Origin of the sequence: Actinosynnema sp. NPDC053489 (assembly GCF_044544865.1) — a bacterium.
GTDB lineage: Bacteria > Actinomycetota > Actinomycetes > Mycobacteriales > Pseudonocardiaceae > Actinosynnema.
The window spans coordinates 50,552-65,856 of sequence record NZ_JBITXT010000013.1 but is presented as its reverse complement, the minus strand read 5'-3'; the positions used below and the strand labels follow the sequence as shown (position 1 = coordinate 65,856).

Below are 15,305 nucleotides of genomic sequence, written 5' to 3'. Positions count from 1 at the left end.
CGGCCCACCGCTACGGCGCTGCGCAGCAGTGTGCCCGGCCACCCGCACCGCGACAAGCCCCGGCCCGCGGGCGGCGCGCACCACCCCCGAATCTCGTTCGGATTAACTTCACCCGAGGTCTTGCAGCGCAGCAAAAGCCCGTCCATAGTGCTTTGCAGCGCAGCAACACCCGGCACCGCGGGGCAGTCACCTTCCCGGTTCACCCGAACCCGCCGATCGTGGTGCGACACCGGACCCGACCCCAGGGCACCAGCACGCGCCTCGCGGGGTCACCGCACACCCGTACGTCCGCTCACGCACCGTGATCGCGATCCCGCATGCCCGCATGCGGTGACGGAAAGGGCGCACCCATGCTCGGCACCACCCGGTCGGCGAAACTCCGCGCGGTGCTCGCCGCCTGCGGCCCGCTCGCCGCGGCCGCGTGCGGCGGGGCCGGCGGCGACGAGGGCGTGTCCGTGATGGTGTCCGTCCCGGCCTGGTACCCGGACACGATGTGGGCGGTCGTCCTGCCGTCGCTGCTCAGCCCGTTCGGCGCGTACCTGGTGCGCGTGTACGTGCCCGAGAGCGTGCCGGTGGAGCTGATCGACGCCGCCCGCGTCGACCGGGCGGGCGAGCTGCGCATCTTCTGGCAGATCGCCGTGCCGGTGATGCGACCCGCCATCGTCACCGTCTTCCTGTTCACGCTGGTCCCCACCTGGGACAACTACTTCCTGCCGCTCGTGATGCCCGGCGACGCCGACCTCTACCCCCTCACCGCGGGCCTGCCCACCTGGTTCGACACCGCCCGGCAGGAGGCGGGCACCCGCGTGCTGTTCAACCTCGTGGTGACCGGCTCGCTGCCGGCCATCGTCCCGCTCGTCGTCGCCTTCGTCCTGCTGCAGCGCTTCTGGCGCGGCGGTGCGGCCGCGGGCGCCCTGAAGTAGGAGTCCCGTGCTCAACGCCTCGCTCGCCCTCAACCCCGACTACGTCATCGCCCCGGTGCGCCGCCGGCTCTTCGGCTCGTTCGTCGAGCACATGGGCCGGTGCGTCTACACCGGCATCTACGAACCCGGCCACCCGACCGCCGACGAGGACGGGTTCCGGGGCGACGTGCTGGAGCTGACCCGGGAACTGGGGGTCGAGCTGGTCCGCTACCCCGGCGGCAACTTCGTGTCCGGCTACCGCTGGGAGGACGGCGTCGGCCCCGTCTCGCAACGGCCGGTGCGCCGGGAACTGGCCTGGCACAGCATCGAGACCAACGAGGTCGGCATCGACGAGTTCGTCCGCTGGGCGCGCAAGGCCGACGTGGAGGTGATGTACGCGGTGAACCTCGGCACCCGCGGTGTCGCCGAGGCGCTCGACGTGCACGAGTACCTGAACCACGAGGGCGGCACGCACCTGTCCGACCTGCGCCGGGCCAACGGGTCCGAGCAGCCGCACGGCGTGAAGCTGTGGTGCCTGGGCAACGAGCTGGACGGGCCGTGGCAGCTCGGCCACAAGACCGCGCACGAGTACGGCCGACTGGCCGCCGAGACGGCCCGCGCGCTGCGGCAGGCCGAGCCGGACCTGGAACTGGTGGCGTGCGGCAGCTCCGGCTCGTCCATGCCGACGTTCGGCGAGTGGGAGTCGACCGTGCTGGAGCTGGCGTACGACCAGGTGGACCACATCTCGCTGCACGCCTACTACGAGGTGCACGACGGTGACGTGGACAGCTTCCTCGCCTCGGCCGTGGACATGGACCACTTCATCGACAGCGTGGTCGCGACGGCGGACGCGGTCGGCGCGCGGTTGAAGAGCACCAAGAAGATCACGCTGTCGTTCGACGAGTGGAACGTCTGGTACATGAAGCGGTTCCAGGCCGAGCCGCGCACCGGGTGGGAGGTCGCGCCGCGGGTCATCGAGGACCAGTACGACGTCACCGACGCCGTGGTGGTCGGGAACCTGCTGATCTCGTTGCTGCGGCACAGCGACCGGGTCGCGGTGGCGTGCCAGGCGCAGCTGGTGAACGTGATCGCGCCCATCCTCAGCGAGCCGGGCGGTCCGGCGTGGCGGCAGACGACCTTCCACCCGTTCGCGCTGACGTCGAGGTTGGCGCGGGGGAACGTGCTGCGGGTGGAGACGGCGTCGCCGACGTACGCGACTCGGCGTTACGGTGACGTGCCCGTGGTCGACGCGGTCGCCACGCACGACGAGGAGACCGGCGAGACGGTGGTGTTCGTGGTCAACCGGCACCTGTCGGAGCCGGTCGACCTGCGGGTGGGGCTGGCGGCGTTCGGTGACGTGGCGGTGGCCGAGGCGTGGCTGGTGCACGACCTGGACGGTTCGGCGACGAACACGGAGGCCGACCCGAACCGCGTCGTGCCGAAGCCGCAGGAGGCCTCCGTGACCGACGGCGAGCTGCGCTCCGTCCTCCCCCCGATCTCCTGGACCGCGTTCCGCCTGACCCGTGAGTCGTCCCCTCAGGTCTCGTGAGTCGTCCCTTCGGGCCGCGAGAGTCCTACGTTCAGCGCCCGAGAGTCCTACGTTCAGGCACCCCGAGTTCAACGCTCGCGGCTCACGCCGTTAGTCGTGAGCGTTGAACTCGGGGGTCGCGAACGTAGGACTCACGAGACCTGGACGTAGGACTCACGGGGGCTGGAGGTACGACTCACGAGGGCTGGAGGTTGGACTCTCGCGTAGGGGGGGTCAGGGGGTGACGTAGGTGGCGAGGTGTTGGCCGGTCAGGGTGGTCGGGTTGGCGACCAGGTCGGCCGGGGTGCCCTCGAAGACGACGCGGCCGCCGTCGTGGCCCGCGCCCGGGCCGAGGTCGATGATCCAGTCCGCGTGCGCCATCACGGCCTGGTGGTGCTCGATCACGATGACCGACTTGCCGGAGTCCACCAACCGGTCGAGCAGGCCCAGCAGCTGCTCCACGTCGGCCAGGTGCAGGCCGGTGGTCGGCTCGTCCAGCACGTAGACGTCGCCCTTCTCGGCCATCTGGGCGGCCAGCTTGAGCCGCTGCCGCTCGCCGCCGGACAGCGTGGTCAGCGGCTGGCCCAGCGTCAGGTACCCCAGGCCCACGTCCACGAGCCGGTCGAGGACCTTGTGCGCGGCCGGGGTGCGCGCCTCGCCCTCGCCGAAGAACGCCTCCGCCTCGACCGCCGACATCGCGAGCACCTCGGCGATGTTCCGCCCGCCGAACCCGTACTCCAGCACCGACGCCTGGAACCGCCTGCCCTCGCAGTCGTCGCACGTCGTCTCGACCGTCGCCATCACGCCCAGCTCGGTGTAGATGACGCCCGCGCCGTTGCACGTGGGGCAGGCGCCCTCGGAGTTCGAGCTGAACAGCGCGGGCTTCACGCCGTTGGCCTTGGCGAACGCCTTGCGGATCGGTTCGAGCAGCCCCGTGTAGGTGGCCGGGTTGCTGCGCCGCGACCCGCGGATCGCACCCTGGTCGATGACGACCACGCCGTCACGCCCGGCGACCGAGCCGTGCACCAGCGAGCTCTTGCCCGAACCCGCCACGCCGGTCAGCACGCACAGCACCCCGAGCGGGACGTCCACGTCCACGTCACGCAGGTTGTGCGCGTTCGCCCCGCGCACCTCCAGCGCCCCGGACGGCGTCCGCACGGACGGCTTCACCGACGCCTTGTAGTCCAGGTGCCGCCCGGTGAGGGTGTCCGCCGCGCGCAGCCCCTCGACCGTCCCCTCGAACACCACCTCGCCACCGCCCGTGCCCGCGCCGGGACCGAGGTCCACGACGTGGTCGGCGATCGCGATCACCTCGGGCTTGTGCTCCACCACCAGCACGGTGTTGCCCTTGTCCCGCAACTGCCGCAGCAGGTCGTTCATCCGCTGGATGTCGTGCGGGTGCAGGCCGATGGTGGGCTCGTCGAAGACGTAGGTGACGTCGGTGAGCGAGGAGCCGAGGTGGCGGATCAGCTTGGTGCGCTGCGCCTCGCCGCCCGACAGCGTGCCCGACGGCCGGTCCAGCGACAGGTAGCCGAGCCCGATGTCCACGAACGAGTCCAGCGTGCGCCGCAGGTTCGCCAGCAGCGGGGCCACCGACGGCTCGTCCAGCTCGCGCACCCAGTCGGCGAGGTCGCTGATCTGCATCCGGCACAGGTCGGCGATGTTGCGACCCTCGATCTTGGACGACAGGGCCTCCTGCGCCAGGCGCGTGCCGTCGCAGTCGGGGCAGGTCGTGAACGTCACGGCCCGCTCGACGAACGCGCGGATGTGCGGCTGGAGCGCGTCGACGTCCTTGGACAGGTACGACTTCTGGATCGACGGGATCAAACCCGAGTAGGTCAGGTTGATGCCCTCGACCTTGATCTTCGTCGGCTCCTTGTGCAGCAGGTCGTGCAGTTCCCGCTTGTTGTACTTCCGGATCGGCTTGTCGGGGTCGAAGAAGCCGCAGCCGCGGAAGATGCGGCCGTACCAGCCGTCCATGCTGTAGCCCGGGATGGTCAGCGCGCCCTCGTTGAGGGACTTGGTGTCGTCGTACAGCGCGGCGAGGTCGATGTCGTTGACCGAGCCCATGCCCTCGCAGCGCGGGCACATGCCGCCGAGGCGGTTGAACGTCGCCTTCTCCGCCTTGGTCCGGCCACCGCGCTCGACGGTGATCGCGCCGGTGGCCCGCACCGACGGCACGTTGAACGAGAACGCGTTGGGCGGGCCGATGTGCGGCGTGCCGAGCCTGCTGAACAGGATGCGCAGCATCGCGTTGGCGTCGGTGACGGTGCCGACCGTGGACCGGGGGTTCGCGCCCAACCGCTCCTGGTCGACGATGATCGCCGTGGTGAGGCCGTCGAGCACGTCGACCTCGGGCCGCGCCAGCGACGGCATGAAGCCCTGCACGAAAGCGCTGTAGGTCTCGTTGATCATCCGCTGCGACTCGGCGGCGATCGTGCCGAACACCAGCGAGCTCTTGCCCGAGCCGGAGACCCCGGTGAACACCGTGAGGCGGCGCTTCGGGATCTCGACGCTGACGTCCTTGAGGTTGTTCACGCGCGCGCCCTGCACGCGGATCAGGTCGTGCCGGTCGGCGAGGTGCGGTTCGGCTTCCGTCCTCGTGGCCTTGCTCATCGTGTCTCCATCGGTTGTGCGGGCGCGCGCGGCGGGTCGGGTGTGGACGGTCTAGCGCAGCTGCTGGATGCGGACCAGGTTGCCGGCCGGGTCGCGGAACGCGCAGTCGCGGACGCCGTAGGGGTGCTCGGTCGGCTCCTGCACGACCTCCGCGCCGCCCGCCTGGAGCCGGTCGAACGTGCCGTCGAGGTCCTTGGTGGCGAGGTTGATGGCGGCGTAGGTGCCCTTGGCCATCATCTCGGTGACGGTGCGGCGCTCCTCCTCCGTGACGCCCGGGTCGACGGCGGGCGGGTGCAGCACGACGGAGGTGTCCGGCTGGCCGACGGGACCGACGGTGATCCACCGCAGGCCCTCGTAGCCGACGTCGTTGCGGACCTCGAAGCCGAGGGTGTCGCGGTAGAACGACAGGGCGGCGTCCGGGTCGTCCTGCGGGAGGAACGTCTGGTGAATGGTGATGTCCATGGCGATCACGCTAGGTTCGCCCGTCCCGGCGGCGCTTCTCGATTCCTGACCGGTCTGGTGACCTGCTTGGCCACGCACGCCGGCATGCCCGCCGCCTCGTGCGCCGCCTCCTGCCGGTAGACGCTGGGCGGCACGCCGACCAGCTCGGTGAACCGGGTGCTGAACGTGCCCAGCGACGAGCAGCCGACCGCGAAGCACACCTCCGTGACGCTCAGGTCGCCGCGCCGCAACAACGCCATCGCGCGCTCGATCCGCCGCGTCATCAGGTACGAGTACGGTGACTCGCCGTAGGCGAGCCGGAACTGGCGGCTGAGGTGCCCGGCGGACATCGCCACGCCGCGGGCGAGGGCCTCGACGTCCAGCGGCTGGGCGTACTCGCGGTCGATCCGGTCGCGGACGCGGCGCAACCGGGCCAGGTCGCCGAGGCGGTGCGCCGGGGCCGGTCTGCTGGTCACCCACCCGATCGTGCCACACGGAGGCGGGCGGGGCAGGCGATCCGCGCGATGCGATCAGGGCAGCGAGGCGGGCAACCCGAACGCGGGGAAGTGACCGGCGTCCACGAAGGACGTGATCGCGGCGATCCGCCCGTCCCGCCGCAGGGTCAGCACGTCGATCGACCACGCCAGGTGCGCGCCCGCGCCCTCGTCCCACAGGTAGCAGGCGACGGCGGGCAGGCCGTTGGCGCTCGTCGGCAGGTGCCGCCACGGCGGGCAGGAGGTGAGCGGCACGCGCACGGCGAAGTCGGTGACCGCCCCGATGCCCCGGTACCAGTGCCGCATCGGCGGCATCGACCAGGTGACGTCCTCGGTCAGCAGGGCGACGAGCAGGTCGGCGTCACCGCGTTCCAGCGCGGTCGCGTAGTCGGCCACGACCTGCCGCACCCGCGCGTCGCCGAGGAGCCGCACCGCCCGCTGCCCGCCGGGTTCGGGCACCCGCTCCGCCACGACCCGGCGGGCGCGGGCCAGCGCCGAGTTCACCGACGTGGTGGAGGTGCCCATCATGGCGGCGATCTCGGCCGCCGCGAACCCGAGCACCTCGAACAGCAGCAGCGCCGCCCGCTGGTTGCCGGGCAGGTGCTGGAGGGCGGCGACGAAGGCCAGCTCCACCGACTCGCGCCGCGCGCAGCGCCCGGCCGGCTCATCGTCCGGGTACGGCCCGAGCCACGCCACGTCCGGCGCGGGCGGGTTGTCGAGCACCGCGTGGCCGCTCGCCGGTCCCAGGTCCATCGGCAGGGCGCGCCGACCGCGGCTCGCCACGGCGTCCAGGCACGTGCGGGTGGACACCGCGTACAGCCAGGAGCGCAGCGAGGACCGGCCCTCGAAGCCCGCCAGCCCGCGCCACGCCCGCAGCAGCGCGTCCTGGAGCGCGTCGTCGGCGTCGTGGGTGGACCCGAGCATGCGGTAGCAGTGGGCGTGCAGCTCGCGGCGCAGCGGTTCGACCAGGCGCGTGAACGCCTCGCCGTCACCCGCCCGCGCCCGCGCCACCAGGTCGGCGTCCCCGGCCTCGGTCGCGGAGATCACCGGCAGAACTTCGCCCACGAGCGACGATTCTGCCCCACGCGGACGGTCACCACCGTCGACCGGGCACTTCGGACCGACCCAGGAGGACCACGATGACCACCACCGACACCCTGCGCGTGCCCGACGCGCTGCTGCACTACGAGGTGCGCGGCGACGGCCCGTTGCTCGTGCTCGTCGGCGCGCCGATGGACGCGCGGGCCTTCGAGCCGCTGGCCGACCTGCTCGCCGTGGACCACACCGTGCTCACCACGGACCCGCGCGGCATCAACCGCAGCGCGGTGGACGACCCGGACCGCGACGCCACGCCGGAGCTGCGCGCGGACGACCTGGCCCGGCTCGTCCGGCACGTCGACGCGGGCCCGGCCGCGGTGCTCGGGTCCAGCGGCGGCGCGGTCAGCGCGCTGGCTCTCGCGCAGGCGCACCTGGACCTGGCGCACACCGTGATCGCGCACGAGCCGCCGCTGGACCAGCTCGTGCCCGACCGCGCGGACCTGCTGCGGCGCACCGACGAGATGGTCGCCACCTATCGGACCGGCGACCGGCTCGGCGCGTGGCGGCAGTTCCTCGCCATCGCGAACATCAGGATGCCCGACGAGGTGGTCGAGCAGGTGTTCGGCGGCGACCCCGGACCTCAGGGCCTCGCCGACGAGCGGTTCCAGTACGAGCACATGCTGCGGCCCACGGTCCGGTGGGTGCCGGACCTCGACGCGCTGCGGTCGGCGTCGACCCGGCTCGTGGTCGGCATCGGCGAGGACTCGGGCGGCGAGCTGTGCGAGCGGACGTCCGAGGCGTTGGCCGAGGGACTGGGCGTCGAGCCGACCCGGTTCCCGGGCGGTCACGTCGGGTTCGCCGACGACCCGCGGCGGTTCGGCGCACGGCTGCGCGAGGTGCTGCGGGAGGGCTGAGTCAGGCGCGCACGCGGCGGTGGTCGACCACGACCGACAGGGCGGCCACCGCCAGCCCGGCCAGGCTCAGCGCCACGCCGACCCACGCGGTGGACGTGTAGCCCCAGCCCGCGCCGATCGCCAGGCCACCCAGCCACGCGCCCGCCCCGTTGGCGATGTTCAACGCGGAGTGGTTGGACGACGAGGCCAGCGACGGCGCGTCCGGCGAGGCGTCCATCAGCCGCACCTGGAGCGCGGAGGCGAGGACCTGCGACACGAGCCCGATCAGGAACACGGTGGCGAACGCCATCACGGGCGAGGTCGCGGTCAGCGCGAACACCACGAGCACGACTGTGACGGCGACCAGCGCGCCGAACACCGTGCCCATGACCGAGCGGTCCACGAACCGGCCGCCGACCGTCGCGCCGATCGTCATGCCGAGCCCGAACACCGCGAGCACCCACGGCACGGCGGACGCCGACAGCGCGGTGACCTCGGTGGTGATGGGGGAGATGTAGGAGTAGACGGCGAACATGCCGCCGAACCCGATCATGCCGGTGAGCAGCGCGAACCACACCTGCGGCCGGCGGAACGCGCTCAGCTCGGCGGCGACGCTCGCGCCCTTGGCGGCGGGCACGCGCGGCAACCACCCGGCCAGCGCCAGCGCCGTGACGAGGGCGATCGCCGTGACCGCGAGGTAGGCGACCCGCCACCCGATCTGCTGCCCGGCGGCCGTGGCCACCGGCACGCCGACCAGGTTGGCCACGGTCAGGCCGACCATGATCCGGGCGACCGCCGTGCCGCGCCGCTCCGGCGGCACCAGGGTCGTCGCGACGACGGCGGCGATGCCGAAGAACGCGCCGTGCGGCAGCCCGGCGACGAACCGGGCGGTCATCAGCAGGGCGGTGTTCGGCGCGATCGCGGACAGCCCGTTGCCCAGGGCGAGGGCCAGGGTGAGCCCGATCAGCAGGCCCTTGCGCGGCAGCTTGGCGGCGAGCCCGGCGATGAGCGGCGCGCCGACCACCACGCCGAGCGCGTAGAGGCTGATCGCGTGGCCCGCGGTGGGGATGGAGATGTCGAACGTCGCCGCCACCTGCGGCAGCAGGCCCATGGTGGCGAACTCGGTGGTGCCGATGCCGAACCCGCCGAGCGCGAGGGCGAACATCGCGGCCCCGCCGTTCCTGCCGCCGCGGCGGGTCGTCGTGGCCTCCGCTGTCACCGTCATGCGCCGCTCCTGTCAGCTGTCCCGAGTCGACAGTGACCGCGCGACGAGAGGTTCTTAGCTACGGAAACGATTTTACCGCCCGGCCCACCCCGTCCCGCGCCCCCACCGCGTGCCGCTGCTCACACGGTCGTCCCCTCCGGCTCCGGGAGGTCCAAAGCCGTGCCGTAGAGGCGAAGGTGATGGTGAGGCGTCGGTCCGGCTCGTCGCCGTCGGTGTCCTCCACCAGCTCCGCCTCGCCCTCCGCGGTCGCGAACGACCACACGTCCGGTCCGCTCACGTGCAGCGCGACGCGCGGGTCGGCCCTGATCCGGCGGGCCTTGAGGCGGTCGGCGGTGGTGGAGACGCGGACCACCCGCTCGTCGGCGTCCCAGTGGTAGAGCACGGTGGACAGGTGGGGACGGCCGTCGCGCCTCAGCGCGGCCGGCACGCCGAAGCGCTGCCCGGCGAGCAGGTCCACCAGTTCGCCGTCGGTGAGGGTGCGGGGCGCGGGGCCGGGGTTGGCGGTCACGTCGACCTCCTCCGGGTGGTCGGGTCAGGTGGTGGCGCGCTTGCGCGGGACGGTCAGCGCGACGACGAAGGCGGCGACCAGCAGGGTCGCGGAGAGGGCGAACGCCACGTGGTACCCGGCGGTCAGCGCGACCGGCTCGGTGGCGCCCGCCGCCAGCTCCCGCCGGGTCCGCTCCGCCGCCACCGTGGACAGCACGGCCACGCCGACCGCCATGCCGACCTGCTGGGTGGTGTTGAACAGGCCCGACACCAGGCCCGCCTCGTCGGGCTTCGCGTCGGACATGCCCAGCGACGCGAGCGCGGGCAGCACCAGCCCTGCCCCGGTGACCAGCAGCATGACCGGCAGCAGGTCGGTGGCGTAGTCCGCGTCGACCGGGACGGTGGACAGCTCCACCATCGCGGCGGCCAGCAGGGCCAGGCCCACCAGCAGCACGGCCCGTTCCCCGAAGCGGGTGTTCAGCCGGGCGGAGGCGAACAGCGACACACCGCCGATCACGACCGCCGCCGGCAGCATCGCGAGCCCGGTGGCCAGGGCGCCGTAGGCCAGCACCCGCTGCATGAACAGCGCGACGAGGACCTGGAACGCGAACATCGCCGAGAGGGTGAGGACCTGCGCGAGGTTGGCCCCGACCACGTTGCGGGAGCGCAGGATCCGCAGCGGCATCAACGGTGTGCGCGCCCGCGCCTGCCGCACGGTGAACGCGACCAGCGAGGCGACCGACACCGCGCCGAGGACCAGCGTGCGCGCCGACGCCCAGCCGTGCTCCTCGACCTGCACGACGGTGTAGATGCCGAGCATCAGGCCGCCGGTGACCAGCGCCGCGCCGAGCACGTCCGCGCCCGCCGCCAGGCCCGCGCCCCGGTCGGCCGGCAGCACGCGGATCGCCACCAGCACGGTCGCCAGGCCGATCGGCAGGTTGACGAGGAAGATCCAGTGCCAGCTCAGCGCGTCGGTCAGCACGCCGCCGAGCACCTGGCCGACGGACGCGCCCGCCGCGCCGGTGAAGCTGAACACGCCGATCGCCCCGGCCCGCTCGGCGGGGTCGGTGAACAGGGTGACGAGGATGCCGAGCACGACCGCGGACGCCATCGCGCTGCCCACGCCCTGCAGGAACCGGGCCGCGACCAGCAGGCCGGGCGTGGTGGCCGCGCCCGCCAGCAGCGAGGCGACGGTGAACACGGCGTTCCCGACCAGGAACAGCGCCTTGCGGCCGACCAGGTCGCCGAGCCGGCCTGCGAGCAGCAGCAGGCCGCCGAACGCGATCAGGTAGGCGTTGACGGTCCAGCTCAGGCCGGCGGGGGAGAAGCCCAGGTCACGCTGGATGGCGGGCAGGGCGACCGTGACGATGCTGCCGTCGAGGACGGTCATGAGCATCGCGGCGGACAGCACGACGAGCGCCGACCGGCGGTTGGTCCGGGGCGCGCCGAGCGGGGCGTCGAGCGAGGACGACATGGGGCTCTCCTGGTTCGGTGACGACAGGAGGGACCGTAGCGGATAGTTTTTTAGTAGACAATCTGGTTCGGGCTCATCTGGTGGTCTCCCGGGCCCGCCGGGCCGTCTGCGGTGCCGGGACCGGGGTGGCCAGGTGGCCGTTGACCAGCAGGTTCAGCGCGTGCAGCAGCGCTTCGCGGTCCTTGCCGGGCAGCGAGTCGAGCGCCGCCCGGTGCACGTCGTCGACGATCCGCTGGCTGCGCTGGGCCAGCTCCGCGCCCTTCTCGGTGACGGCGATGATCCGGGCCCGCCGGTCGGTGCCGGACTGACGGCGCTCGGCGAGGCCCGCCTTCTCCAGCGCGTCGACGGTGACCACCATCGTGGTCTTGTCCATGTCGCCCAGCTCCGCCAGCTGGATCTGCGTGCGCTCCTCCTGGAGGGCGTGCACGAGCACGCAGTGCATGCGGGCGGTGAGGCCGACCTCGGCCAGGGCCGCCGCGATGCGGGTGCGCAGCACGTGACCGGTGTGGTCCAGCAGGAACGACAGGTCGGACTCGGTGCGGGTCGGGGCCATGGCGGACATGGCCCCGAGTCTAGCTATCCGGACCGCGGCGGATCGTCCGCGAGAAACCGGTCTACCGGGGCGGGTGGGCGTTGCGCAGCAGCTCCTGGGACTGCGCCGGGTGCCACTGCCCGGCCGGTGCCGCGTCCCGCCACGCCCCGCTCGGTTCCGGGCTCGCGTCGGGCCGGCCGGTGTGGTCGGGACTCGCGTCGGGCCGGCCGGTGTGGTCGGGGCCGCACATCCGGTCCCGGTCCCCGGCGGGCGACGGGGTGCTCGCGCCGTCGGACTCGCCGAGCGGCTTCATCCACGCGTACGCGTCGACGTTCGGCCGCGGCGCGGCGAGCCGTCCGCGGTCGCGGCCGGGCAGGTTCCGCAGGACGAGCCGGACCGGGTTCGCGCCCTGGCGCACCGCCCGGTCGAGGTGGGTGCGCAGGCCCGCGACGGCGGCTATCCGGTCGAGCCACACCCCGGTGGGGTGGCCCGCGCCGCCCGGTTCGGCGTCGGCGTGGGCGGACCGCTCCGGGTTCACGCGGGGGCGGGCCCCGGCGTACGGGTTGTCCAGGTGCGGCGAGGAGTGCGGGACCACGCCGGCGCCGGCCGGGGTGGCGACGGCGAGCCCCGCGGCGAACGCGAACGCGGTCAGCGCGGGGGAGGGACCTCATGGGCTGCCACCTCCGGTGATCACAGCGATGTGAAGGAGGCGGTGTCCCCTCACCGCACCGTGACCGCACGGCCACGATCGGTGATCGCTACAGGTCGTCCACGCCGATCAGCCCGTCCTGGATCGCCCGCGCCACCAGCGCGGCCTTCGTCGGCGCCTCCCGCCCGATCAGGGCGTACTTGACCCGGATGCGCTCCAGGTGCGAGTTCACCGTGCTCAGCGAGATGCCCAGGCGCTGCGCCACGAACTCCTTGGACTCCGACTGGAACCACTCGACCAGCACCTCGACCTCGCGCGCCGACAGCGCGGGCCGGTGGTCGGACCGGTCGCCCGCCAACGCGCCCGCCAGCGACGGCGGCGTGTACGGCCGGCCCTCCGCCGCCGCGCGGGTCGCCTGCACCAGGTGCTCCGCGCCCTCCGCCTTGGTCAGGTAGCACAACGCGCCCAGTTCGAGGCACTGCAACGCGATGTCGTCGTCGGCGCGCATCGAGTACACGACCACCCGCCTGCCCGCCTCCACGAGCCGGCGCAGGTCGCCGAGCACCGGCGTCGGACCGCCCAGGTGCAGGTCGAGGATCACCACGTCGGCCCGCGCGCCCTCGCCGAGCCACGCCGAGCGCACGTCCTCCCCGCTCGCCACCACCCGGATCGGCGGCGTGCCCGACGACAGCCAGTAGGCGACGCCCGCGCGCACCGCCGGGTGGTCGTCGACCACCACCGCGCTCAGCTCGTCCGCCATCGGGCCTCCATCCGCGTGTGCCGACCGTACGTGCCGCATTCGACCTCCACGCGGCCCGTCGCGGTTCCCAGCTCGACACCGGCGTCGGCGACCACCGCCACCCGCACCTCGGAGCCGGTGCGCAGCAGGCTCACCCGCGCCCGCTCCCGGGCCGCCGACAACGCCTCCGCCAGCGGCCCGGTCAGCTCCCGGCGCACGTCGGTCGGCACGGGCACCGGCGCGCCGCTGACCGCGAGCGACACCGCCACCCCGCGCCGCTCCGCGACGTGCACGCACGCCGTGACCTCGTGCACCAGCGGGTCGGGCACGTCGTCGTTCTCGGCGAACAGGCGGCGCAACTGGGTGGCGGCGAGCGCGCACCGCCGCCTCGTGTCCTCGTCCCGCGGGTCGAGCACGCCGTCGGCGAGGTCGGCGAGCAGCGGCAGCGTCGCGCCGAGGTGCCCGGCGAACCCGGCGCGCAGGTCCTGCTCCCACTGCTCCGCCAGCGCGGCCCGGGTCGCGGCGCGCTCCCGCTCGGCGGCGACCTCGGCGGCCTGCCGGGCCGTGCGCAGCATGAACCTCGACATCACCACGACCGCGAGCTGGAAGCTCGTCACGCTGAGCACCACGACACCGGCGGCGCCGACCTCGGCCCGGTCCGGGACGCCCGCGAGCAACCACTGGCCCAGGCTGAGCACGAGGTGCGCGGCCTGGGCGGCGAGCAGCACCGGGACCCGGTCCAGCAGCAACAGCAGCAGGTGCCACCCGACCAACCCGTACGACCAGTGCGCCGGCCCGAAGTGGGCGTCCGGCGGCAGCGTCGCCGTGGCGACCGCGGACGCCGCCAGCACCGCCGCCGCGCCGCCGAACGCGACGACCCGAGGCAACGCCCGCCGCCGCACCACCCACACCGCGCACAGCAGCGTGACCAGCGCGGGCACCGCGAACGCGACCCGCGCCGCCGGGTGCGGGTTCAGCGCCAGGAGCGGCCCGACGCCCAGGCTGGGCTGGATCACGGCCGTGACGCCGAGCAGGACCAGCCGCAGGCCGGCGAACACGTGCGCCTCGGCCTCGCCGCTGTCGTCGGTGCGGCTGTCGTCGGTGCGGCTGTCGTCGGTGCGGCTGTTGTTGGGCCGGCTGTCGTCGGGGTGCCCGGGGTACGCACCCCGGTCGCGGTCAGCCACCCGGCCACTCCAGCCGCACCGTCGTCCGACCCGGCCGGGACGTGATCGCGGCCCGGCCGCCCACCGCCGCCACCCGCTCCACCACCGACCCGCGGATGCCCCGGCGGTGGGCGGAGACCGCGGCCACGTCGAACCCGCGCCCCTCGTCGGCGACCAGCACCTGGACCCCGTCCCCGACCGCGCGCACCCGCACCCGCGCCGCCCGCGCGCCCGAGTGCCGCTCGACGTTCACCAACGCCTCCCGCACCGCCCGCACCAGCGCCAGCGCCACCGAGGCGGGCACCAGGACGGGCTCGGACCGCACGTCCACGTCCAGCGGGCTGCGCTCCACCACCGCCCGCAGCGCCGAGCCGACGTCCACGGAGCTGTCCCGGCGCACCCCCGAGGTGCCGGTGAGCAGCTCCAGGTCGCGGCGCGCGAACCCGGCGACCTCCGCCGGGTCGGCCTCCCGCCCGTTCACCGCCACCACCAGGAACGTCGCCGACGCCGTGTCGTGCAGCAGCGCCAGGTACTCCCGCTCCCGCGCGCGCCGCTCCAACGCCACCGCCTCGGCCCGTTCCAGCGCGGCCCGCCGCGTGCGCAGCTCGTCCACCCGCCGCGAGGACCGGCGCAGCAGCCGGAACGCCGACCGCGCCAGCACGCACTCCACCACGACCCGCAGCACGGTCGCGCCGTCCCACCCCACGAGGACGCCGTGCGCGACCAGCAAGGCGGCCGTCGTCGGCACGGCGACCCCGGGCGACCACTCCCACTGCACCGTGATCGCCGTGGTGGTGAGCACGTTCACCGTCCACTGGCCCGTGCCGCCGAGCTGGTCCTGCGCCGCGCACAGCGCCACCACCCGGACCACGGCCAGCACCAGCGCCGCGCGCGGCGACCCGAAGTCCGCCACCGCGCCGACCAGGACCAGGCCGAACAGCCCCAGGCCCAGCGGCAGGGCCTCGGTCGGCACGGACAGCACGCCGAACGCGCTGATCACCGTGACGACGACCGCGCGGACCGGCCCTCCGAACCGCGCCACGGCGGTCAGCAGTTCGGTCTCGACCTGCCCCGGCATGCGGCGACCCTAGCCGCACGCCGTGCCGGGCCGACCCCCGACTTTCG

General features: G+C 73.6%; 15 protein-coding genes. 3 read left to right on the top strand and 12 right to left on the bottom strand.

Annotated elements, in window-relative coordinates:
- Positions 1-350 precede the first annotated feature (350 nt).
- Together ACIGNX_RS26900 and ACIGNX_RS26895 are read left to right on the top strand one after the other, a co-directional pair.
- The gene (locus ACIGNX_RS26900) at positions 351-923 is read left to right on the top strand and encodes a carbohydrate ABC transporter permease (protein WP_396543483.1); all 573 of its coding nucleotides are present in this window, start codon (positions 351-353) and stop codon (positions 921-923) included.
- 7 nt (positions 924-930) lie between these two features.
- A complete protein-coding gene (locus ACIGNX_RS26895; protein ID WP_396543482.1) occupies positions 931-2,451 on the top strand; it encodes an alpha-N-arabinofuranosidase in 1,521 nt (506 codons plus the stop codon).
- Positions 2,452-2,664: 213 nt separating this feature from the next.
- On the opposite strand, the gene ACIGNX_RS26890 is transcribed toward ACIGNX_RS26895, so the two are convergent.
- From ACIGNX_RS26890 to ACIGNX_RS26875, 4 genes are read right to left on the bottom strand one after another with little or no spacing between them, the layout of a single operon-like run.
- Positions 2,665-5,046, bottom strand: a complete 2,382-nt coding sequence (locus ACIGNX_RS26890; protein ID WP_396543481.1) for an ATP-binding cassette domain-containing protein — start codon at positions 5,044-5,046, stop codon at positions 2,665-2,667.
- A 51-nt stretch (positions 5,047-5,097) separates the two neighbouring features.
- Positions 5,098-5,508 (bottom strand): VOC family protein, encoded by a 411-nt coding sequence (locus tag ACIGNX_RS26885; RefSeq protein WP_396543480.1) that lies wholly within the window; start codon positions 5,506-5,508, stop codon positions 5,098-5,100.
- Between the two features lie 5 nt (positions 5,509-5,513).
- A complete protein-coding gene (locus tag ACIGNX_RS26880) occupies positions 5,514-5,963 on the bottom strand; it encodes a helix-turn-helix transcriptional regulator (protein WP_396543479.1) in 450 nt (149 codons plus the stop codon).
- A gap of 54 nt (positions 5,964-6,017) precedes the next feature.
- Positions 6,018-7,046 carry a sigma-70 family RNA polymerase sigma factor gene (locus tag ACIGNX_RS26875; RefSeq protein ID WP_396543478.1) on the bottom strand — a complete coding sequence of 343 codons (1,029 nt, stop codon included), beginning with the start codon at positions 7,044-7,046 and terminating at the stop codon, positions 6,018-6,020.
- Positions 7,047-7,120: 74 nt separating this feature from the next.
- On the opposite strand from ACIGNX_RS26875, the gene ACIGNX_RS26870 reads away from it, so the two are divergent.
- Positions 7,121-7,933: an alpha/beta fold hydrolase gene (locus ACIGNX_RS26870; protein WP_396543477.1), complete on the top strand. Its 813-nt coding sequence runs from the start codon at positions 7,121-7,123 to the stop codon at positions 7,931-7,933.
- 1 nt (position 7,934) lies between these two features.
- Here ACIGNX_RS26870 and ACIGNX_RS26865 read toward each other — a convergent pair whose 3' ends face one another.
- The 8 genes from ACIGNX_RS26865 to ACIGNX_RS26830 form a co-directional block, all read right to left on the bottom strand.
- Positions 7,935-9,137, bottom strand: coding sequence for an MFS transporter (locus ACIGNX_RS26865; RefSeq protein WP_396543476.1), 1,203 nt, complete (start codon positions 9,135-9,137; stop codon positions 7,935-7,937).
- 58 nt (positions 9,138-9,195) lie between these two features.
- Positions 9,196-9,645, bottom strand: coding sequence for a pyridoxamine 5'-phosphate oxidase family protein (locus ACIGNX_RS26860; protein WP_396543475.1), 450 nt, complete (start codon positions 9,643-9,645; stop codon positions 9,196-9,198).
- 24 nt (positions 9,646-9,669) lie between these two features.
- The gene (locus ACIGNX_RS26855; RefSeq protein WP_396543474.1) at positions 9,670-11,097 is read right to left on the bottom strand and encodes a DHA2 family efflux MFS transporter permease subunit; all 1,428 of its coding nucleotides are present in this window, start codon (positions 11,095-11,097) and stop codon (positions 9,670-9,672) included.
- A gap of 73 nt (positions 11,098-11,170) precedes the next feature.
- Positions 11,171-11,659, bottom strand: coding sequence for a MarR family winged helix-turn-helix transcriptional regulator (locus ACIGNX_RS26850; protein ID WP_396543473.1), 489 nt, complete (start codon positions 11,657-11,659; stop codon positions 11,171-11,173).
- A 52-nt stretch (positions 11,660-11,711) separates the two neighbouring features.
- Positions 11,712-12,224 (bottom strand): hypothetical protein, encoded by a 513-nt coding sequence (locus tag ACIGNX_RS26845; RefSeq protein ID WP_396543472.1) that lies wholly within the window; start codon positions 12,222-12,224, stop codon positions 11,712-11,714.
- Positions 12,225-12,387: 163 nt separating this feature from the next.
- Complete coding sequence (locus ACIGNX_RS26840; protein ID WP_396543471.1) at positions 12,388-13,038, bottom strand: response regulator; 651 nt, start codon at positions 13,036-13,038, stop codon at positions 12,388-12,390.
- Entirely contained in the window at positions 13,023-14,201 is a 1,179-nt protein-coding gene (locus ACIGNX_RS26835; RefSeq protein WP_396543470.1) for a hypothetical protein, read from the bottom strand. Before ACIGNX_RS26835 ends, ACIGNX_RS26840 begins: the two co-directional genes overlap by 16 nt.
- Positions 14,194-15,258: a sensor histidine kinase gene (locus tag ACIGNX_RS26830; RefSeq protein ID WP_396543469.1), complete on the bottom strand. Its 1,065-nt coding sequence runs from the start codon at positions 15,256-15,258 to the stop codon at positions 14,194-14,196. Before ACIGNX_RS26830 ends, ACIGNX_RS26835 begins: the two co-directional genes overlap by 8 nt.
- Positions 15,259-15,305 lie beyond the last annotated feature (47 nt).